The organism is Enterobacter cloacae complex sp. SHL009, assembly GCF_049237205.1.
Lineage (GTDB): Bacteria > Pseudomonadota > Gammaproteobacteria > Enterobacterales > Enterobacteriaceae > Enterobacter > Enterobacter cloacae_M.
Genome location: NZ_JBMKIW010000001.1, coordinates 1,093,067 through 1,112,521, shown reverse-complemented (window position 1 = coordinate 1,112,521; position 19,455 = coordinate 1,093,067). Strand labels below are relative to the sequence as shown.

16 protein-coding genes and 1 pseudogene are annotated in these 19,455 nt (G+C 56.4%); 11 read left to right on the top strand and 6 right to left on the bottom strand.

The annotated features are described in order from the left end of the window. The first annotated feature begins 52 nt into the window (after positions 1 to 52). Together ACOTZC_RS05455 and ACOTZC_RS05450 are read left to right on the top strand one after the other, a co-directional pair. Positions 53 to 1,651 (top strand): ABC transporter substrate-binding protein, encoded by a 1,599-nt coding sequence (locus ACOTZC_RS05455; RefSeq protein WP_421635642.1) that lies wholly within the window; start codon positions 53 to 55, stop codon positions 1,649 to 1,651. 101 nt (positions 1,652 to 1,752) lie between these two features. Continuing rightward, positions 1,753 to 1,986: a YdcY family protein gene (locus ACOTZC_RS05450; RefSeq protein ID WP_047174489.1), complete on the top strand. Its 234-nt coding sequence runs from the start codon at positions 1,753 to 1,755 to the stop codon at positions 1,984 to 1,986. 3 nt (positions 1,987 to 1,989) lie between these two features. Here ACOTZC_RS05450 and ACOTZC_RS05445 read toward each other — a convergent pair whose 3' ends face one another. Continuing rightward, positions 1,990 to 2,439 carry a DMT family transporter gene (locus tag ACOTZC_RS05445; RefSeq protein WP_045400041.1) on the bottom strand — a complete coding sequence of 150 codons (450 nt, stop codon included), beginning with the start codon at positions 2,437 to 2,439 and terminating at the stop codon, positions 1,990 to 1,992. After that, a complete protein-coding gene (locus tag ACOTZC_RS05440) occupies positions 2,436 to 2,954 on the bottom strand; it encodes a GNAT family N-acetyltransferase (RefSeq protein WP_045354167.1) in 519 nt (172 codons plus the stop codon). The genes ACOTZC_RS05445 and ACOTZC_RS05440 overlap by 4 nt, the downstream gene beginning before the upstream one ends. Positions 2,955 to 3,102: 148 nt before the next feature. On the opposite strand from ACOTZC_RS05440, the gene ACOTZC_RS05435 reads away from it, so the two are divergent. The 3 genes from ACOTZC_RS05435 to ACOTZC_RS05425 all read left to right on the top strand — a co-directional run bounded on the left by ACOTZC_RS05435 (position 3,103) and on the right by ACOTZC_RS05425 (position 5,707). After that, positions 3,103 to 3,678, top strand: coding sequence for a helix-turn-helix domain-containing protein (locus tag ACOTZC_RS05435; RefSeq protein ID WP_023311983.1), 576 nt, complete (start codon positions 3,103 to 3,105; stop codon positions 3,676 to 3,678). A 65-nt stretch (positions 3,679 to 3,743) separates the two neighbouring features. Further along, the gene (locus tag ACOTZC_RS05430; RefSeq protein ID WP_421635641.1) at positions 3,744 to 4,784 is read left to right on the top strand and encodes an NADP-dependent oxidoreductase; all 1,041 of its coding nucleotides are present in this window, start codon (positions 3,744 to 3,746) and stop codon (positions 4,782 to 4,784) included. 254 nt (positions 4,785 to 5,038) lie between these two features. Then, positions 5,039 to 5,707 carry a GntR family transcriptional regulator gene (locus ACOTZC_RS05425; protein WP_248169652.1) on the top strand — a complete coding sequence of 223 codons (669 nt, stop codon included), beginning with the start codon at positions 5,039 to 5,041 and terminating at the stop codon, positions 5,705 to 5,707. Positions 5,708 to 5,826: 119 nt separating this feature from the next. On the opposite strand, the gene pqqU is transcribed toward ACOTZC_RS05425, so the two are convergent. Beyond that, a complete protein-coding gene (pqqU, locus tag ACOTZC_RS05420) occupies positions 5,827 to 7,941 on the bottom strand; it encodes a TonB-dependent receptor PqqU (RefSeq protein WP_023311980.1) in 2,115 nt (704 codons plus the stop codon). Between the two features lie 242 nt (positions 7,942 to 8,183). Here pqqU and ACOTZC_RS05415 point away from each other — a divergent pair, with 242 nt between their 5' ends. After that, on the top strand, positions 8,184 to 9,245 hold the full coding sequence (locus ACOTZC_RS05415) for a YncE family protein (protein WP_421635640.1): 1,062 nt from the start codon (positions 8,184 to 8,186) through the stop codon (positions 9,243 to 9,245). A gap of 51 nt (positions 9,246 to 9,296) precedes the next feature. Here the strand turns inward: ACOTZC_RS05415 and ansP are convergent, their stop codons facing one another. Together ansP and ACOTZC_RS05405 are read right to left on the bottom strand one after the other, a co-directional pair. Further along, complete coding sequence (ansP, locus tag ACOTZC_RS05410; protein ID WP_023311978.1) at positions 9,297 to 10,793, bottom strand: L-asparagine permease; 1,497 nt, start codon at positions 10,791 to 10,793, stop codon at positions 9,297 to 9,299. A gap of 304 nt (positions 10,794 to 11,097) precedes the next feature. After that, a complete protein-coding gene (locus ACOTZC_RS05405) occupies positions 11,098 to 12,012 on the bottom strand; it encodes a LysR family transcriptional regulator (protein ID WP_045400026.1) in 915 nt (304 codons plus the stop codon). Positions 12,013 to 12,124: 112 nt separating this feature from the next. Between ACOTZC_RS05405 and ACOTZC_RS05400 the strand changes: the two genes are divergently transcribed. Beyond that, positions 12,125 to 12,523, top strand: coding sequence for a (R)-mandelonitrile lyase (locus tag ACOTZC_RS05400; protein ID WP_023311976.1), 399 nt, complete (start codon positions 12,125 to 12,127; stop codon positions 12,521 to 12,523). On the opposite strand, the gene ACOTZC_RS05395 is transcribed toward ACOTZC_RS05400, so the two are convergent. Then, complete coding sequence (locus tag ACOTZC_RS05395) at positions 12,520 to 14,055, bottom strand: methyl-accepting chemotaxis protein (protein ID WP_047174485.1); 1,536 nt, start codon at positions 14,053 to 14,055, stop codon at positions 12,520 to 12,522. The genes ACOTZC_RS05400 and ACOTZC_RS05395 overlap by 4 nt on opposite strands. Before the next feature lie 345 nt (positions 14,056 to 14,400). Between ACOTZC_RS05395 and ACOTZC_RS05390 the strand changes: the two genes are divergently transcribed. The 4 genes and pseudogenes from ACOTZC_RS05390 (at position 14,401) to ACOTZC_RS05375 (ending at position 19,450) form a co-directional block, all read left to right on the top strand. Beyond that, positions 14,401 to 14,940 carry an AAA family ATPase gene (locus ACOTZC_RS05390; protein ID WP_047174484.1) on the top strand — a complete coding sequence of 180 codons (540 nt, stop codon included), beginning with the start codon at positions 14,401 to 14,403 and terminating at the stop codon, positions 14,938 to 14,940. Between the two features lie 110 nt (positions 14,941 to 15,050). Then, entirely contained in the window at positions 15,051 to 16,052 is a 1,002-nt protein-coding gene (locus ACOTZC_RS05385; protein ID WP_047174483.1) for an LLM class flavin-dependent oxidoreductase, read from the top strand. Continuing rightward, entirely contained in the window at positions 16,049 to 17,170 is a 1,122-nt protein-coding gene (locus tag ACOTZC_RS05380) for an amidohydrolase (protein ID WP_047174482.1), read from the top strand. The genes ACOTZC_RS05385 and ACOTZC_RS05380 overlap by 4 nt, the downstream gene beginning before the upstream one ends. Positions 17,171 to 17,186: 16 nt before the next feature. Then, a pseudogene (locus ACOTZC_RS05375) lies at positions 17,187 to 19,450 on the top strand (NtaA/DmoA family FMN-dependent monooxygenase). The last annotated feature ends 5 nt before the right edge of the window (positions 19,451 to 19,455 follow it).

Here is a 19,455-nt window from a genome sequence, read left to right as displayed (position 1 = left end):
CGCCTGTGCTGTTATTACTGTCTTATATAATAAAACTGTCAGGGTTATAACCATGTCTACAGGGAAAACACTGCTCGCCCTTGCGCTGAGCGCGCTGTTACCAGCCGGTGCCGCATGGGCGGCAAACAACGACACCCTTATTTACTGTTCTGAAGCGTCTCCCGAGTCCTTCAACCCGCAAATCGCCAGCTCTGGCCCGTCTTTTGTGGCCAGCTCTCAGGTACTGTACAACCGCCTGATCAATTTCGACCCGGTGAAAAACACACCGGTTCCGTCGCTGGCGGAGTCCTGGACGATTTCGCCGGACGGTAAGACGTATACCTTTGCCCTGCGCAAAGGGGTGAAGTTCAACAGCAATAAATACTTCAAACCGACGCGCGACTTTAACGCCGATGACGTTATTTTCTCGGTTCTGCGTCAGAAAGACCCTAAACACCCGTATCACAACGTGTCGCAGGGCAACTACGAATACTTTAACGATGTCGGTCTCGATAAGCTGATCCAGGACGTTAAAAAGGTCGACGACTATCACGTCCAGTTCACCCTCAGCGAGCCTAACGCCGCGTTTCTGGCCGGCTGGGGGATGGATTTCGCCTCCATTCTCTCCGCCGAATACGCCGACGCGATGCTGAAAAAAGGCACGCCTGAAAACGTTGACACCTGGCCGATTGGTACCGGGCCTTATGTCCTGCAGCAGTACAAGGTGGATTCGCTGATCCGCTACGTCGCGAACCCGAACTACTGGGAAGGCGAAGTGCCGACGAAGCATCTCATCTTCTCCATCACGCCGAATGTGGAAACCCGTCTGGCGAAGCTGCAGACCAACGAGTGCCAGATCATTCCTGCACCGTCCCCGGTTCAGTTTGACGCCATCAAGAACAACAAAGACCTGACTTTGCACTCGGTCGATGCGCTGAACGTCGGCTATCTGGCGTTCAACACCGAGAAAAAACCGTTTGATAACGTGCTGGTGCGCCAGGCGCTTAACTACGCGACCGACAAGAAGGCGATCGTCAATGCGGTCTTTATGGGATCCGGTACGGTGGCAAAATCGCCGATCCCGCCAAATATGCTGGGCTTTAATAAAGACCTGAAGGACTACAGCTACGATCCTGAAAAAGCGAAAGCGCTGCTGAAGCAGGCGGGGCTGGAGAAGGGGGCGGAAGTCACGCTGTGGTCAATGCCGGTTCAGCGTCCGTACAACCCGAACTCGCGCCGTATCGCAGAGATGATCCAGAGCGACTGGGCGAAAGTCGGCGTGAAGGCCAAAATTGTCTCTTACGAGTGGGGTGAATATCTCTCCGGAATGCGTAAAGGCGAACATGACTCCGCGCTGTTTGGCTGGATGTCCGATAACGGTGACCCTGATAACTTTGCCGACGTGCTGCTGGGCTGCAACAGCATTATAACCGGATCAAACGCCGCGCGCTGGTGCGATAAGGGTTATGATGCTCTGGTGCAAAAAGCGAAGCTGACCAGCAGCCCGGCCGAGCGCGCGAAACTTTACGGCCAGGCGCAGGAGATTTTCTACCAGCAGGCGCCGTGGATCGCACTGGCAAACGGGAAAACGTTCTATGCAACCCGCAGCAACGTGACCGGATACAGCGTGAGCCTGATGGGCAGCGATTTCTCCAAAGCGAAGCTGAACTAAGCGTTTTATCGCCGGGTGGCGGCTACGCCTTACCCGGCCTACATTTGGCACCCGTAGGCCCGGCAAGCGTAGCGCCACCGGGCACACGACAAGGAGTGACAATGTCACATTTAAGCGAAGTTACCACCCGTGTCGATGCCGCTATCGAAGAGAGCGTGATTACCCATATGAATGAACTGCTGATCGAATTAAGCGATGACGCTGAGCTCAGCCGTGAAGATCGCTACACCCAGCAGCAGCGTCTGCGTACCGCGATTTCGCACCACGGTAAGCAGCATAAAGAGGAGTTGGACGCGCGTGAGGAACAGCTGACCAAAGGCGGCACCATACTGTAACGATCAAAACTGGCGTCGCGCCACCAGCCAGGCCCCGATGACCAGCATCACCGCGCCGCACGCCGGGCCAATGAGGGCGCGCAGCGGAATGCCGTTGCTTCTCAGCACGTCCATCACCAGCCCGCCAATCAGCTGGCTTGCTACCAGCACGGCGATAGTCGTCGCCGCGCCAACGTTCTGATACCCGCTGATGCTGGCAAACACGAAAAACGACCCCAGCAGCCCCGGAATAAGCGTCCACCAGCGTACCGTTGCGGCCAGCTCGCTGAATCCGGCGACGCCCTGTTTCAGCAGCAGAATGCTGACAAACAGCACAATGCCGACCAGAGAGTTCAGCAGCATCGCGATAAGAATGGTGGAGGAAGACTGGGTGATACGCACCATTAAGGTATTTTGCAATACCAGTCCAATTCCCGCCGCCACCAGAAACGCCAGGGTCAGTGACTGATTCATGGGATAGCGTCCGGATCGCTGCGCTCGTCCAGCTGCAGCTGCATAAAGGTCAAGTCCAGCCAGCGGCCAAACTTGGTTCCCACCTGCGGCATCTGCCCCGTGGTGACAAAACCAAGCGTTTCATGGAGATGAATCGAGGCATGGTTTTGCGCTTCAATACCGGCCACCATTACGTGTTTACCGATGGCGCGGGCCTCGTTAATCAGCGCGACCATCAGCGTGCGGCCAATGCCTTGTCCCTGATGATCCGGGTGGACGTAGACCGAATGCTCAACCGTATGACGGAAACCGTCGAAGGCGCGCCAGTCGCCGAAAGAGGCGTAACCGGTGATAACGCCGTTTTCTTCGCTCACCAGAACCGGGTAACCCGCGAGCGTGCGCGCTTCAAACCAGGCGATTCGGTTATCGGTATCGACGGTTTTATCGTTCCAGATCGCGGCAGTATGCAGCACCGCGTGGTTGTAGATTTCGCCTATCGCAGCGCAGTCTTCCTTGCAGGCATGACGAACGATCATGATTAACCCTCTGTGTGTTGTTCACTATAGTATTACGCATTAGTTACGATATTACACAAGTGTATTGTTCGATCGCTACGGCATAAGCAATATTTTTTTGTTATCAAAAGCCCATTGAAATGCCTTTCATACACTATAGTATGACGTCATGAACACCATAACAGACACGATGAATCAACGGATTAGCGCAAGAATTCGCCTTGAACGCGAGTCTCGCGGATGGTCCCTGAGCGAGCTTGCTGACCGGGCAGGGGTCTCGCGCGCGATGATCCACAAGATTGAACGCGGAGACAGCAGCCCGACAGCCACCTTGCTTGCTCGCCTGTCCGGCGCGTTTGGCATCAGCATGTCAACGCTTATTGCCCGGGCCGAAATGCAGGAGGGCAAGCTGCTGCGCCTTGCAAACCAGCCCGTCTGGCGAGATCCGCAGACGCACTATCTCCGCCGCCATGTTTCTCCCCGCACCGATCTGCCCATCGACCTTGTTCAGGTTGAACTGCCCGCGGGCAGCGATGTTCCGATGCCTGCATCTTCTTACGCGCTGGCACGTCAGCTTATCTGGCTCCAGTCCGGCGAGCTGGTGTTTCAGGAGGGCGATACGCGCCACGAAATGCACGCCGGAGACTGTCTCGAGCTGGGGCCGCCAAATGACTGCCGGTTCATCAACGAAACGAATGAAACCTGCATCTATCTGGTTGTACGGCTTAACCAGTCTGCCTCGTAATGCTAATGCGATAACGCCGATCGTGAGCCAGGCTGTAATGACATTTGTACCAGAAGGAGATCCCGATGAATCAACCTGTTTCGCAAAATCGCCGCTGGGTGCTGGCCTCTCGTCCGCAGGGTGCGCCGGTCGCGGATAATTTTCGTCTCGAAACGCAGCCTGTTCCCGCCCCGGCTGAGGGACAGCTTTTGCTGCGCACCGTCTGGCTGTCGCTGGACCCTTACATGCGGGGGCGCATGAGCGATGCGCCATCCTATTCACCACCGGTTGAGCTGGGCGCGGTGATGGTGGGGGGAACGGTTAGCCGCGTTGAGCAGTCAAATCATCCCGACTTCAAAGCCGGGGAGTGGGTGCTGGGCTACAGCGGCTGGCAGGAGTATGAACTCTCGGACGGAAGCGGCCTGGTGAAGCTGGGCGAAGATCCGTCACATCCTTCCTGGGCGCTGGGTATTCTGGGCATGCCGGGCTTCACCGCCTATATGGGATTGCTGGATATCGGGCAGCCAAAAGCGGGCGAAACGCTGGTGGTCGCCGCGGCGACAGGCCCGGTTGGTGCGACCGTCGGGCAGATCGGCAAAATTAAAGGTTGCCGGGTGGTCGGCGTCGCCGGTGGGGCTGAAAAATGCCGCCATGCCGTTGAGGTCCTCGGGTTTGACCTCTGTCTGGATCACCACGCGGCCGACTTTGCCGAACAGCTGAAACGCGCCTGCCCGAATGGGATTGACGTCTATTATGAAAACGTCGGCGGGAAAGTATTTGACGCCGTGCTGCCGTTACTGAATACCTCCGCGCGCGTGCCGGTGTGCGGTCTGGTGAGCGGCTACAATGCGACGGGCCTGCCCGAGGGGCCGGATCGCCTGCCGCTACTGATGGCGACCATCCTGAAGAAACGCATTCGTATGCAGGGCTTTATCATCGGCCAGGATTACGGTCACCGCATTAAGGAGTTCCAGGAAGCGATGGGGCGCTGGGTGCAGGAGGGCAAAATTCACTATCGCGAACAGATAACGGACGGGCTGGAGAACGCGCCCGAGGCGCTGATTGGCCTGCTTGAAGGGCGTAACTTCGGCAAAGTCGTGATTCGCGTCGCGAGTGACAATAAATAAACGGCACTATGGCGGGGTTTCCCGCCATATTTATTTGTGAAGATACGATATATTGTCTTTAATTAACGGACATGGCATTTCGCGTCCGCATCCCGGATGGGCCCGAAACCAATAAAAAAACAAATTTTGCTTTTTTGATGTTTTTACGTACTTCCCACCACCAGGCATGACGATACAGGATATATCGGACCAGCGTCGTTTTATTAAAACTGGCGTTTAAAAATAGCATTAAGTTTTAGCTACAGGAATTGAACATGCTTGATTTGGACCACTTAGAAAAAGCCCAAAGGGTCAGTCTTACCATGCAAGTTGAACACAGTTTGAAAGGAGCGTTAATTACAGGCTCACTCAAACCTGGGGCACGACTGATTACGAAAGAGATCGCCGATAAATTAGGAACCAGTATTACCCCTGTTCGCGAGGCGCTGTTGCGCCTGGTGTCATCAGGGGCGTTACACGCCACGCCGGCACAGGCATTTCTGGTTCCGGAAGTCACGCTGGAGCGCTATAACGAGATTAACGCCATCCGCAAGCAGCTTGAGCCGATGGCGGTCGCCGCGGCCTGTCAGAATATGTCTGATAGCAAACTGGAGGCGTTGCGCAAATTGTCGGATGCCTTTCATGAGGCCATGCGCGACGGGAACGTCCAGCAGGCATTGCATGCGAATCGCGTCTTCCGGTTTACGCTTTATCAGTATGCAGAAATGCCAACGCTTAATGCCTTAATTGAGCAGCTCTGGGTGCGCATCGGGCCCTGTATGAACTATCTGCATCAGGAGCTTAACGACATCAAAGCCTCGACATATCACTATGACGAACTGCTTTCCGCCCTTGAGCGAAGAGATGTTGTTGCCTGCCAGAAGGCGATTGATAAGGTGATTGATGAAGCGAATTTGCTTTTACAGCGACAATATTTTAACTAAGAGATTATTTAGTAGAGCGACTATATTCCGCCCCTAATTATTTATCTGGTGAATAACTCCTGATGGTTTATTGCCATCAGGAGCGTTATTTCATTAATAAGATAAACTTTTCTTTTCGCTTACTCGAAGCGATAAGAGACCGACAGCCCGACTCCGTAGTTACGGCCCGGTGCAGGCTCGTAATAACGACCGTTAGACTCGTTGACAATAACCGAGCCCGCGTACTCTTTATCGAACAGGTTATCGACGCGGCCAAAGACATCCATGCCCCAGCTGCCGTAGTTGAATTTGTACCCGGTGTTCAGCCCGACCACAGTATACGACGGCGCTTTCGCCGTATTCTCGTCGTCGGCCATGATATCGCTCATGTAGCGCACGTCAGAGCCCGCGTACCAGCCTTCCTCCGGCTGCCAGCCAAACGAGGCGTAACCCATGTTGCGGGCAATGCCCGGCATACGGTTACCGTTACAGTCTGCGTCGCTGCAGACGTTAGTCCGGTAGGTGGCATCCAGATACGTCCATGCCATCTTCAGCTTCCAGTTCTCAGCAAACTGCTGGTCGAGGGAGACTTCCACCCCCTGACGACGGGTTTTACCGGCATTTTTATAGCTGGTACGCCCGCCAGAGCTGGCATCCACCACGATCTCATCATCCGTATCGGTGCGGAACAGCGCCGCGGTCAGCAGGCCATTGCCGATGCGGGTTTTGCTGCCCACTTCATACGTGTTGTTGGTGGACGGCTGCAGGCCGATGTTCAGGCCGCCCTGGTTATCGGCGCGATAGGAAAGCTCGTTGATGGTTGGCGTTTCGAATCCACGCCCTGCGGCAGCGTAGAGGTTCCATGCGTCCGTCACCGCATACTTCACGGAACCGGCCGGGAGCCACTTATGATAGCTCGCGTCACCGCTGTCATCGCCGTTGCCCGGCGTAACGTAATGGTCGTTGGAATCAAACCAGACCGAGCTGTAGCGCACCCCCGCATCCACAGACAGCTTCTGCGTCAGCTGCCAGCTGGTTTGCAGGTAAGGATCGACGTTCCACATCAGGTTACGTTCGTTTCGACGCTTGTCACCCTTCACGCCGTAATCCGGCACGCCGTTGTTCATCACGAAGTTCTCGTATCCGCGACGATCTTCGCTCAGGTTTTCGTAGTTCAGGCCGGTAGTAAAGGTCACCGGCACCAGCAGCTCGCCGCGGTGCGTCCAGCGGGTATCGATACCCTGATAATGACGCTGCATATCAATCACGCCGCCGGAGTGGGAGGGTTTTAGCTGCGGCTGATACGGAATCGACTGGTACTGCGTCATTTCACGCTCGCCGGCGTACATCATTACGCTGAGATCGTCCTGAGCGCTGAGCTGGCGGTCGTAGCGCAGGCCGGCCTGGGTCTGCTTGATGGTCTTGCGGGTATTGTACTGATCGCCGCGTGGAGACTGACGCGGATTGTTCTGCCATTCCTGATAGCTCAGCCCGCCCGGATCGTTGGCCTTCATGTCCACGCTGTTGAAGATCAGCGTCAGCTTGCTCGCGTCGTCAATGCGCACGCCCAGCTTGGCATTGGCCAGATTCTTCCGCGCGCCGCTGTGGTCGCGGTAGCCTTTGGTGGTGAAACGGGTGGTGGAAACGGTGTAATCCACGTCCCCGGCGTGGGTGCCGTCACCCATCGCGCCGGTGGCTTTCATGCCGTAGCGCCAGGTCCCGTAGCTGCCGTAATAGCTGCTGGCTTCAATGGTTGGCGGCTGCTGCCCGGTCTGGGTGTTGATGTTAATCACGCCTCCGGAGGCGTTGCCGTACAGGGCCGAGAAGGGGCCGCGCAGCACTTCAACGCTCTCCACGCTGGAGAGATCGATGTTGGAGGTCTGGCCCTGTCCGTCCGGCATGGTGGCAGGGATACCGTCGACGTACATACGGATACCGCGCACGCCAAACGTTGAGCGGGCACCAAACCCACGCATTGAAAGCTGGAGATCCTGGGCATAGTTCTGGCGGTTCTGAATTTGCAGTCCCGGGACGCTGCCAAGAGATTCAGACAGGTTGATGCGCGGCGCGGCCTGGCGCATATCATCGCCGTTAACGACGCTGACAGCGGCCGGGGTATCGAGCTCCGATACGGTTTGCGGCGTGGCGCTGACGATCATGGTTTGTTCTTCCGCGCTCATTGCGCTAAGCGGCGCCAAAATAACGGGAACCAGCAGCAGCGGGAGAGAGGCCTTACGGGCAGAAATGATTTTCATGAATAAAACCGGTTGTGGTGTATAAACGAACCAAATGGAACATGTCCATACATGTTAAAGGTTTTGTAAATGTTTTGAAAACTATAACCGCACATTGCGTTAATGAAAGGCGAAGCGCGAAAGAAAAACTCCACATTCAGTCCATTAATGATTACTATTCTCATTATCAAAAGACAATGCCATGACGTTGTCTGCCGGAAGTGATGTCAGCCCAAACCCCTCTTTTCAGAAAAGGAATTGTTATGTCTTTACGTCATCTGTGCTCGCCGCGTCTGAGCCTGTCACTGCTGTCTGCCACTTTACTGCTTGCCGGGACGTTCCAGGTGCATGCCGCCGAAGAGGTGCTGCGTAAAGCGGTGGGCAAAGGGGCGTATGAAATGGCGGTCAGCCAGCAGGAGAATGCGCTGTGGGTGGCGACCTCGCAAAGCCGCAAAACCGATAAGGGCGGAGTTATCTATCGCCTTGATCCGGTTACGCTGGACGTGACGCAGGCGATTCACAGCGATCTCAAACCCTTTGGCGCCACGCTCGACGGCGCGACGCAAACCCTGTGGTTTGGCAACACCCTCAACGGCGCGGTGACGGCCATCGATGCGAAAACGGGCGACGTGAAAGGGCGACTGGTGCTCGATAATCGCCAGCGCAGTGAAACCGTCAAACCGCTGCAGCCGCGTCAGCTGGTGGCGGATGACGCGAGCAACACGATTTACATCACCGGTGTCGGCAAAGAGAGCGTGATTTGGGTGGTGGATGGCGCAACGCTGAAGCTAAAAGAGACCATTGCCAATACCGGTACGTACAGCACCGGCCTGGCGCTGGATGCGCAGGCAAAACGTCTGTACACCACGAATGCGGACGGCGAGCTGGTAACCATTGATACGGCGACCAATAAAATCCTGAGCCGCAAAAAGGTGCAGGATGACGGCAAAGAGCACTTCTACCTGAACATCAGCCTCGATACCGCCGGCCAGCGCGCGTTCCTGACCGATTCAAAACAGCCGGAAGTGCTGGTGGTGAGCCTGAAAGACGGCAGCGTGATGGAGAAGATCGCCGCGCCTGAATCACTGGCCGTCCTGTTTAACCCAACGCGCAATGAGGTTTACGTGACGCACCGTGAAGCCGGTAAGGTGAGCGTGATTGACGCGAAAACGTATAAGGTCACAAAAACCTTCGACACGCCGGTTTACCCAAACAGCCTGGCGCTCTCTGCAGATGGCAAAACCCTGTACGTGACGGTGAAACAAAAATCCACTCGCCAGCAAGAAGCCACCCAGCCTGACGACGTTATTCGTATCGAGCTGTAAGATAAAAAAAGGGAAGGCATTTGCCTTCCCTTTTTAATGCTTACCGGATGCTTAACGCGAGGTTTCTTCTACCAGCGGTGCGTCGTGTTTTTCATCGTCGTGATGAACCGGCGCGGTGCTATGAATTTCGTGAACGCGCTTACGCACGCCGAACCAGCCGGCAATCAGCAGTACCGCCAGCAGCGGAATGGTCGCGATGGTGTAGGTACCGTTCGGGTAGTCGAACGCCATCAGCACCAGCACGCTGAACAGGAACAGCAGGGTGAGCCAGGAGGTCACCGGTGCGCCCGGCATCTTGAAGCTCACATCAGCCGCTTTGCCTTCTTTGATCGCTTTGCGCAGACGCATCTGGCAGACCACAATGAAAGCCCAGGAGGCGATAATCCCCAGTGCAGCCACGTTCAGAACGATCTCAAATACGCGGGACGGCACCAGATAGTTCAGGAACACGCCAAAGACGTAAACCACCAGCGTTGCCAGAATCCCCGCATAGGGAACCTGCTGCTTGCTCATCTTCGACATGAACTTCGGCGCAGAACCGCCCATCGACATAGAGCGCAGGATACGGCCGGTAGAGTAAAGGCCTGAGTTCAGGCTGGAGAGCGCTGCCGTCAGAACCACGATGTTCATGATGCTGCCAACGTAAGGCACGCCGAGCTTAGAGAAGAAGGTCACAAACGGACTCTGACCGGCCTGATAGGCAGTCCACGGGAGCAGCAGAACCAGCAGCACCACGGAACCGACGTAGAACAGACCGATACGCCAGATCACGCTGTTAATGGCTTTTGGCACCATGGTCTGCGGATCTTTACATTCACCTGCTGCGGTACCCACCAGTTCGATGGAGGCGAAGGCGAACACCACGCCCTGAACCAGGACCAGCGCAGGCAGCAGACCGTGCGGGAAGAATCCGCCGTTATCGGTTATCAGGTGGAAGCCGGTGGCATTGCCGTCCAGCGGCTTGCCGCTGCCGAGGAAGACGGTACCCACGACCAGGAACACCACGATGGCCAGCACTTTAACCAGCGCAAACCAGAACTCCATCTCCGCGAACCACTTCACGCCGATCATGTTCATGGTGCCGACAATCGCCAGCGCGCCAAGCGCAAAGACCCACTGCGGCACATCGCCAAACGCGCCCCAGTAGTGCATATACAGCGCAACGGCGGTGATATCGACAATACCGGTCATCGCCCAGTTGACGAAGTACATCCAGCCCGCAACGTAGGCCGCTTTTTCACCGAGGAATTCACGGGCGTAAGAGACGAAGCTTCCGCTGGAAGGGCGATGCAGTACCAGTTCGCCCAGCGCACGAAGAATAAAGAAAGAGAAGATCCCGCACACCAGATAGACCAGGGCGAGAGCAGGGCCAGCCATCTGCAGACGCGCACCCGCACCTAAAAACAGACCCGTTCCGATAGCGCCGCCGATGGCGATCATTTGAACCTGACGGTTGCCCATCGCTTTGTGGTAGCCCTCTTCGTGGGAGTTCAACCAGCGACGTTTAGCAGCATGATGATCGGCTGCGCTTTTATTGCTTGTTTTCATTGAGTTACCTGTTTGCCTGTCTGAACCATTATCGTGATAGTCCTGCCTGGCAGAGCGCAATACAAACGATTGCTTCTGCGCAAACACATGTCGCCTTCCCAGTCATTCTGCGTATGGATAAGGCGAAACATGGCGAGGCATCCTACCTGCAATTCATAAGCGACGCAAAATATAACCGTGCCGAAAGTGATGCACGTCGAAGGAAATCGTGTGGTCAGAGCAGACGGCGATCACAACACGCTGAATCGTGGTGAGTTTTTAGACAAAACATGCGGCGGGTTGATTATTTAATCATCAGAATCTCTTAATTATTACCAGGTGGTAAAGATTTTGACTGCTGCAGAGCATCTAACAGTAACCTGAAAGCGGTAGTGTGCTGGCGACGGCTCGGATAATAAAGGTGATATCCCTCGAAGGTAGGGCACCACGATTCAAGGACCCTGACCAGCCGTCCGTGATTAAGCGCCTCCAGAACCGACGCCTCCGGCACGTAGGCTAATCCGAGTCCATTCTCAGCGGCGTCGATGCGCTGCGACAGGCTGCTCAGCGTAAGCTGCCCCTCAACCCGCACGCGAAGCTCGCGCCCGTCGCGTTCAAATTCCCAGTGATACAGTCCGCCGCGCGTGGGCAGGCGCATGTTGATGCAGCGGTGGTCAGCGAGCTGCTCCGGCGTCTGCGGCACGCCAAAGCGAGCCAGATAATCCCTGGAACCGACCACGGCCATGCGCATATCCGGCGCTATCCGTACCGCAATCATATCTTTTGCCACCTGTTCACCCAGGCGTACTCCCGCGTCGAAACGGCCATCCACGATATCCGTCAGGCCGTTATCTACCGTCACTTCGACGTTAATCTCAGGATACTGCACCATAAAAGCCTTCAGGACCGGCCAGAGCACGGCGTCCATCGCGTGTTCGCCGGCGACGATGCGGATAGCGCCTGCGGGTTTGTCGCGTGCGCTGCGAAGCGCCGTGAGTTCCTGTTCGATCTCCAGCAGATGCGGGCTTAAGCGCGTAAAAAGCTGCTCACCCGCGAGTGTCGGAACCACGCTGCGGGTTGTGCGGGTTAACAGGCGAACGTCGAGCCGCGCTTCAAGCTTGCGCATGGCATGACTCAGCGCCGATTGCGAGACGCCCAGCTGCGCCGCCGCGCGCGTAAAGCTGCGCTCGCGGGCGACTACCATAAAAGAGAGGAGGTCGTTGAAATTATCTTTTAGCATCGCGATTGCCTCTATTTATGAATTTCAATCATATTTCCTATCTGATTATGCACGCTAATGCTCCGGATTGCTTTGCGCTACTGTTAACCCAACAGTAAACGAGGAGCATAAGATGAAAATTATTCGCAGCGGATCATTACCTTCAGCAAAAGGGCCGGAAGCCTGGTTCACCGGCACCGTCCGCATTGACGCGCCATTTCAGGCGAGCGAACCTGCCAGCGTCGGCGGGGCAACCGTGACCTTTGAGCCGGGCGCGCGCACCGCGTGGCATACGCATCCCCTTGGGCAAACGCTGATTGTGACGCAGGGTCGCGGCTGGTTACAGGAGTGGGGCAAAGCGGCGGAAATATTGAATCAGGGCGATATCGCCTGGATCCCACCCGGCGTAAAGCACTGGCACGGCGCAAGCGCGCAAACGGCGATGACGCATATTGCCATCGCCGAATCCGTTAACGGCAGCCCGGTTGCATGGCTGGAAAAAGTCACCGACGAGCAGTATCCGAACGGCTAACCGCCAAAAACGGCAATCGCCTGCTGCAGGCGCGTGGTGCGCTGCGTCAGGTGATTCGCGGCGTGAGTGACGTTATCCACCATCCCCGTATTGTTGTGGGTCATTGCGCCGATACGGGAGATGGATGCGTTGATGAGCGTCAGCGCCTGGGTTTGCTCCTGCGTGGCGTGGCCGATCTCCTTAATCAGGGAGGAGACCCGCAGCACGTTGTCGATCATGACCGTCAGCTGCGTTTCGGTTTGTTCTACCTTCTCCACGCCAGAGTTGACGCTGGCGACGTTTTTCTCAATCAGCGCTTTGATCTCTTTCGCCGCCGTCGCGGAGTGCTGCGCAAGATTGCGCACCTCAGCCGCCACCACGGCAAAACCGCGCCCGGCTTCACCCGCACGCGCTGCTTCCACGGCCGCATTCAGCGCAAGAATGTTGGTCTGGAAGGCGATACGATCGATAACGCTGATAATATCGACGATCTGGCTGTTATCCTGCGACACGGATTGCATCATACCGATGGTCTCTTTCATCATCGCTTCACCGCGGTGGGCGCTGTCGCGGGTGCGATCCGCCATCTCCGTGGCTTCTTTCGCGGTTTCTGCCGTCTGCTTCACCGCGCTGGCGATCTCTTCCACCGCTGACGCGGTTTGCTGCAGAAAGTCTGCGGTCTCTTCTGAACGCGTTTGCAGCGCCGCACCTTCTTTCGCGACCTGCTGGCTGATGGTGCCAATCCCGCTGATTTGCGCCCCGACATCGTCAACCAGCGAATTCAGGTTCAAGCCTGATTGATTCACCAGGCGCATCATCAGCCCGATGTCGTCGATCCTGTCAAAATGGTAATAGTCCGTTTTACGTCCTGAAACCACGCGCTGCATCTGTTGCACAATAGATTTTACCGGACGGGCGATCTGCGCATGAAGATAATAGGTCAGGGCAATAAACAGCAGCGCCAGACTTCCCGACTGCATAAGTTTATCAGGGAATAAATACACCGCCAGGCAGGAGAGTAACGCCGTCGTCGCAATACCCAGGTGGATGCGTTTACTGGTGCTGAGACATTTAAAGAGCGACATAAACGAAAATAAACCGCGCCGAACCAGTAACCCTTTATAAAAGCGGTAATGTTTTAATTCGTTATTACGCACTCTTGCATACAGTTTTTCACTGGCCGCAATCTCTTCCCGTGCGGGTATATTTCGCACGGAAATATAGCCCGTCAGGGATCCACCCTGCCAGACCGGCGTTACGTTAGCCCGCACCCAGTAGTGGTCGCCATTATGACGACGGTTCTTCACCAGCCCCGTCCAGGTCTCACCCTGCTGCAGGGTATACCACATGTCGCCAAACGCTTCGGCAGGCATGTCGGGATGGCGGATGAGGTTATGCGGCTTACCCAGAAGGTGTTCTTCTTTATATCCGCTGGCTTCAATAAAAGCGGAATTAGCATAGGTAATATGACTTTTGGTATCGGTGGTCGACATTAACGTCGAACCATCGTTAAGTAAATACTCGTTTTGTGTAACGGGACTGTTACGCCTCATGAGTAACTCCATGATGATGTGCAAGAATAAAAAACGTCCGGAAAATGCTCCGGCAAGATAAATGTGATTATTTTTATATAACGCTCTGCTGCATATTCTCTCTGAAATTCTGACCGCCTGAAATACCCGTTGTTCATTATTTTTAATCTGTTAATGCTGGCGAATGTAATAAAAATGAAAATATTTTCAGGGGCGTATTCTGGCGTCGCTGCAAATAAACGACATAACCAAAACTGAAAGAGGGAGATCGTCTCTCAGGAAAAATTGCCATGCTGAAATAGCGTTTCGTTAACAGGATGAAAACGCTATGATTTGGGCTGTTTTCGATAATACAGTGAGGTTGAGGTGAAAATTAACGTCATCGGGACCAGCGGGAGCGGAAAAAGCACGCTGGCAAAGCAGATTGCGACCGAACTGGCTATTCCCTATATCGAGATGGACAGACTCTACTGGCGGCCTGACTGGCAGGGAACGCCGGACGATGTGTTTCAGGAAAAGCTGGAGCAGGCGCTACAGGCTTCGCCAGACTGGGTGCTTGACGGCAACTATAACCGCACGCGCCCGGTTAAATGGCGTGACGTCGACGTTGTGGTATGGATCGATTATGGCTTTGCACGTACCCTCTGGCAGGCCGTCAACAGGGCAGTCAAACGCGCCTGGCATAAACAAGAGCTCTGGCCCGGAACCGGGAACAAAGAGAGTTTCCGGCGCGCGTTCTTCAGCAGAGAGTCCATTCTCATCTGGACGATGAAAACCTGGCGTAACAACCGCACGCGCTATGAAGCCGATCTGCAAAACCCGCAGTATGGGCATATTCGCTTCGTCCGCATTACCCGGCGCGAGCAGGGGAAAACGCTGATTGCCGACTTAAAGTCTTATTCTTAGCATGGTTTTATATATCTGATTTCCGGCAAACTAAATGTAAATTAATTGTTTCTCAGTGGTGAAATGCGCCTTTAATAATGTCGACATGTTAAGTCAAACGAGAACGCAACATGTCATGGCGAATCAGCATTCTGGATAAAAGCCCCATCGCTGAAAACGAAACGGCTGCCGATGCACTGGCGCGTACGCTGGCGCTGGCGCAGCAGGCAGAAAATCTGGGCTATCACCGCTTCTGGATTGCCGAACACCACAACACTCCCCATCTTGCCAGCCCCTCGCCGGAGCTGCTGATTGCCTGGATCCTCGGGCAGACAACGCGCATCCGCGTCGGATCCGGCGGCGTGATGCTCCAGCACTACAGCCCTTATAAAGTCGCCGAGAATTTTAACGTGCTGGCCGCGCTGGCGCCCGGCCGCGTGGATCTCGGCGTCGGAAAAGCCCCCGGCGGGCTGCCGCTCTCAACCCGCGCGCTTCAGCAGGGTCTGAATCAACTGGAAAAGGGCAGCTTCGCCGAACAGCTGGCCCAGCTCGATCGCTGGATCCGTCCTGAGCATCAGTCTAATGATGAGGTCGTTCGCGCCACGCCGCTGCCGCCGCTGCCTGCAGAGGGTTACCTGCTGGGCGCGAGTATCGATAGCGCGCTGCTGGCCGCCGGGCTCGGCTGGCACTTTGTGTTTGCCGCGCATCTGAACGGTGACCCTGAGCTGCTGCGCGAGGTGGTCTCGACCTGGCGTAAGAACAGCACGCGGGACGTGATTGTGGCGGTACAGGCGATTGTCGCGCCGACGCAGGCAGAGGCGGAAGCCCTGGCGCAGAAGATTGAAGTGTGGGGCGTTGAGCTGGCAAACGGCCAGCGTGTCACCGTGGCCAGCGAAGAGCAGGCCTACGCCTTTGCGCGCCAGGCGGGCAGCGAGCCGGTGCGCATTGCACGTCGGGCGCAGTCGCTGCTGGCGGGTACGGCTGAGTCGGTGCTCGAACAGCTTAACGCCCTGCATGAAAAGTGGGGTATTGACGAATTTATCATCGACACGCCGGTAGCGGAGGGGGCAACGCGCGTCGCGTCGCTGCGCCGGCTTGCCGAGGCGCGTCTTAACAAGGAGGTCACCGTATGAGCTTTGGCGAACAGCTGATTGCCTGGCGTCGCGAGCTGCACCAGAACCCGGAGCTCTCCGGCCAGGAAGTGGAGACCACAACGCGCCTGCGCCAGTGGCTGACTAATGCCGGGATTATTCCGCAGCCTTACGACCTGTCGACCGGGCTGGTGGCGGAAATCGGCTCGGGCAACAAACTGATTGCGCTGCGCGCAGATATTGATGCCCTGCCGATTGAAGAGCGCAGCGGCGTGCCGTTTAGCTCCCAGCGTGCAGGCGTAATGCATGCCTGCGGACACGATATCCACACCAGCGTGATCCTCGGCGCCGCGTTAAAGCTGAAAGAGCGGGAAGCGTCGCTTAACGGCCGGGTGCGGATCCTGTTTCAGCCTGCCGAAGAGAACTTTGGCGGTGCGAAGAGCATGGTGCGGGCCGGTGCCCTGCGTGACGTCAGCGCTATCTTCGGCATGCATAACGAGCCCGGCCTGCCGGTCGGTGAGTTCGCTACCCGCGGCGGACCGTTTTATGCCAACGTCGATCGCTTCGTGATCCGCATTACCGGTAAGGGCGCGCACGCCGCACGTCCGCACGAAGGCAACGACGCCATCGTGCTGGCGAGCCAGCTGGTAACGGCGCTGCAAAGCGTCGCCAGCCGCAACGTCAACACGCTGGACTCGGTGGTGCTGAGCGTGACGCGCATTGCAGGCGGTAACACCTGGAACGTGCTGCCGGAAAGCGTCGAGCTGGAAGGCACGCTGCGCACCCACCGCACGGAAGTGCAGCAGAATGTGAAGGCCCGCGTGGGCGAAATCGCCGCCGGGTTTGCCAGCGCCTTTAGCGCGCAGATTGACATCACCTGGTATGCCGGGCCCACCGCGCTGGTGAACGACGAGCGCTGGGCCGATTTCGCCACCTCGGTCGCCAGAGAAGCAGGCTACGAAACCCGGCACGCCGAGCTGCATATGGGCGGGGAAGATTTCGCGGTCTATCTGCAGCATATCCCTGGGGCATTTGTCAGCATCGGCAGCAACAGCCCGTACGGTTTACACCATCCGGCATTCAATCCGGATGAAGCATTAATTGAGCCCGCTGCCCGCTATTTTGCACAGCTTGCGGAAAAAGCTCTGCAACACGTCTAATTCTTAAGAGGTGAATATGTCTGCACATCGTCAACTGCGGCTGGGGACCATTTTGCATGGTGCATCCGGAAATATGTCCGCCTGGCGTCACCCTGAGGCCGTCGCCGATGCCAGCATCAATTTTGATTTCGTCAAAGCGACGGCGTTAAAGGCGGAGGAGGGCAAACTCGATTTTTTATTCGTTGCCGACGGTCTCTATATCAACGAGAAATCGATCCCGCATTTTTTAAATCGCTTTGAACCGCTGACGGTGTTATCCGCTCTCGCCAGCATCACCTCGCGCCTGGGGCTGGTGGGAACCTTATCCACCTCCTACAGCGAGCCTTTCACTACGGCGCGCCAGTTCGCCAGCCTCGATCACCTGAGCAACGGGCGCGCGGGCTGGAACGTGGTGACTTCCCCGCTGGAAGGATCAGCAAAGAACTTCTCTCGCGAAAAACACCCCGAGCACGCGCTGCGCTATCGCATTGCGGATGAGTATCTCGACGTGGTGAAAGGGCTGTGGGATTCCTGGGAAGGCGACGCCTTTGTGCGCAATAAAGAGAGCGGTCAGTTTTTTGACCCGGCAAAATTGCATACCCTGGACCACCGCGGTGATTTCTTCCAGGTCGCCGGCCCGCTGAATATTGGGCGAACGCCACAGGGGCGGCCGATTGTCTTTCAGGCAGGCGCGTCGGACGACGGGAAAAAGCTGGCGGCGAAACATGCCGACGCCATTTTTACCCATCACGAAACGCTCGACGAAGCGAAAGCCTTTTACCGCGACGTGAAGCAGCAGCTGGAAAGTAACGGACGCCGCGCGTCGGATTTACATATTTTCCAGGGCGTCAGCGTGATTGTGGGTAAAGACGCCGATGACGTGGAAAACCAGTATCAAACCACGGCGGCGCTGGTGTCGATTAACGATGCCCTCAACTACCTCGGACGCTATTTCGAGCATCACGATTTCAGCCAGTATCCGCTCGACGAGCCGTTCCCGGATATCGGCGACTTAGGCAAAAACAGCTTCCGCAGCACCACCGATGAAATCAAGCGTAACGCCCGCGAGCGCAGCTTAACCCTGCGTCAGGTGGCGCTTGAAGCCGCTTCGCCTCGCCCGCGCTTTTCCGGTACGCCAGAAGAGGTGGCCGACGGCCTGCAGGCCTGGTTTGAAGGCTATGCCGCAGACGGCTTCATCATTCAGGGCGGCACGCCGGACACCTTCCCGCGCTTTGTTGACCAGGTGGTGCCTGTTTTACAGGCGCGCGGCCTGTTCCGTACCGACTACTCGGGCACCACGCTGCGCGAAAGTCTGGGTTTAGACGAACCTGGAAACCAATACACACAACAATAAAAGAGAACCCCGCTATGCAGAAAACAACGCTTATTCTGGCGCTCGCGCTGGCCTTTTCCCCTGCCGTCTGGGCAGAGAATGTGAATATTAACGGCACCGGCGTGAGCATCGAGGCCAATAAAACGCCGATTAATACCGCTAAAAACAACGATGCGGTGGCACAGCTGCCGAAAGACTATCGCTTTGCAGTCCCGGGGAAATTTACCGTGGCGGTGGCGGGCCTCAATCAACCGCCGCTGACGGTGTTTTCCGATGACAACAAAACGCTGTTAGGGAGTGAAGTTGACGTCGCCCGTCTGGTCGCTGACAGCCTGGGGCTGGAGCTAAACGTGGTGCCGACCTCCTGGGAAGACTGGCCGCTGGGCGTGGCCTCCGGGAAATATGATGCCGCCATCAGCAACATTACCGTCACCAAAGAGCGTAAAGAGAAATTTGACTTTGCCACCTACCGCAAAGATTCCCTCGGGTTCTACGTGAAATCAACCAGCCCGATCAAGTCGCTGCAGAAGGCTGAGGACATCGCCGGGCTGCGGATTATCGTCGGCTCCGGCACCAACCAGGAGGCCATCCTGCTGGCCTGGAATGCCGAAAATCTGAAGAAGGGGCTGAAGCCCTTTACCCCGATCTACACCAAAGACGATGCGGCACAAACGCTGGCGCTGCAGTCGGGGCGCGCGGATGCCTACTTTGGTCCGAACGTGATTGGCGCCTGGAAAGCGGCGCTGAACGGGAAAACCAAACTGGTGGGTAGCGTCGACGGCGGCTGGCCGAAGGCGGCGCACATTGCGGTCACGCTGAAGAAAGGCAGCGGGCTGGTTGAGCCGGTGCAAACCGCGCTGAACGGCGTCATCAAAAACGGCGACTACGACAAAGTGCTGAACCGCTGGGGGGAAGGCGTTGAGCGTATTCCTCAGTCAGAAGTGAATCCGGCTGGCCTGGGCGATTAAGGAGG

Excerpts from the sequence above, each read along its gene's own strand:
- ACOTZC_RS05455 (WP_421635642.1), top strand. The coding sequence starts at position 53 with ATGTCTACAGGGAAAACACTGCTCGCCCTTGCGCTGAGCGCGCTGTTA.
- ACOTZC_RS05450 (WP_047174489.1), top strand. The coding sequence starts at position 1,753 with ATGTCACATTTAAGCGAAGTTACCACCCGTGTCGATGCCGCTATCGAA.
- ACOTZC_RS05445 (WP_045400041.1), bottom strand. The coding sequence starts at position 2,439 with ATGAATCAGTCACTGACCCTGGCGTTTCTGGTGGCGGCGGGAATTGGA.
- ACOTZC_RS05440 (WP_045354167.1), bottom strand. The coding sequence starts at position 2,954 with ATGATCGTTCGTCATGCCTGCAAGGAAGACTGCGCTGCGATAGGCGAA.
- ACOTZC_RS05435 (WP_023311983.1), top strand. The coding sequence starts at position 3,103 with ATGAACACCATAACAGACACGATGAATCAACGGATTAGCGCAAGAATT.
- ACOTZC_RS05430 (WP_421635641.1), top strand. The coding sequence starts at position 3,744 with ATGAATCAACCTGTTTCGCAAAATCGCCGCTGGGTGCTGGCCTCTCGT.
- ACOTZC_RS05425 (WP_248169652.1), top strand. The coding sequence starts at position 5,039 with ATGCTTGATTTGGACCACTTAGAAAAAGCCCAAAGGGTCAGTCTTACC.
- pqqU (WP_023311980.1), bottom strand. The coding sequence starts at position 7,941 with ATGAAAATCATTTCTGCCCGTAAGGCCTCTCTCCCGCTGCTGCTGGTT.
- ACOTZC_RS05415 (WP_421635640.1), top strand. The coding sequence starts at position 8,184 with ATGTCTTTACGTCATCTGTGCTCGCCGCGTCTGAGCCTGTCACTGCTG.
- ansP (WP_023311978.1), bottom strand. The coding sequence starts at position 10,793 with ATGAAAACAAGCAATAAAAGCGCAGCCGATCATCATGCTGCTAAACGT.
- ACOTZC_RS05405 (WP_045400026.1), bottom strand. The coding sequence starts at position 12,012 with ATGCTAAAAGATAATTTCAACGACCTCCTCTCTTTTATGGTAGTCGCC.
- ACOTZC_RS05400 (WP_023311976.1), top strand. The coding sequence starts at position 12,125 with ATGAAAATTATTCGCAGCGGATCATTACCTTCAGCAAAAGGGCCGGAA.
- ACOTZC_RS05395 (WP_047174485.1), bottom strand. The coding sequence starts at position 14,055 with ATGAGGCGTAACAGTCCCGTTACACAAAACGAGTATTTACTTAACGAT.
- ACOTZC_RS05385 (WP_047174483.1), top strand. The coding sequence starts at position 15,051 with ATGTCATGGCGAATCAGCATTCTGGATAAAAGCCCCATCGCTGAAAAC.
- ACOTZC_RS05380 (WP_047174482.1), top strand. The coding sequence starts at position 16,049 with ATGAGCTTTGGCGAACAGCTGATTGCCTGGCGTCGCGAGCTGCACCAG.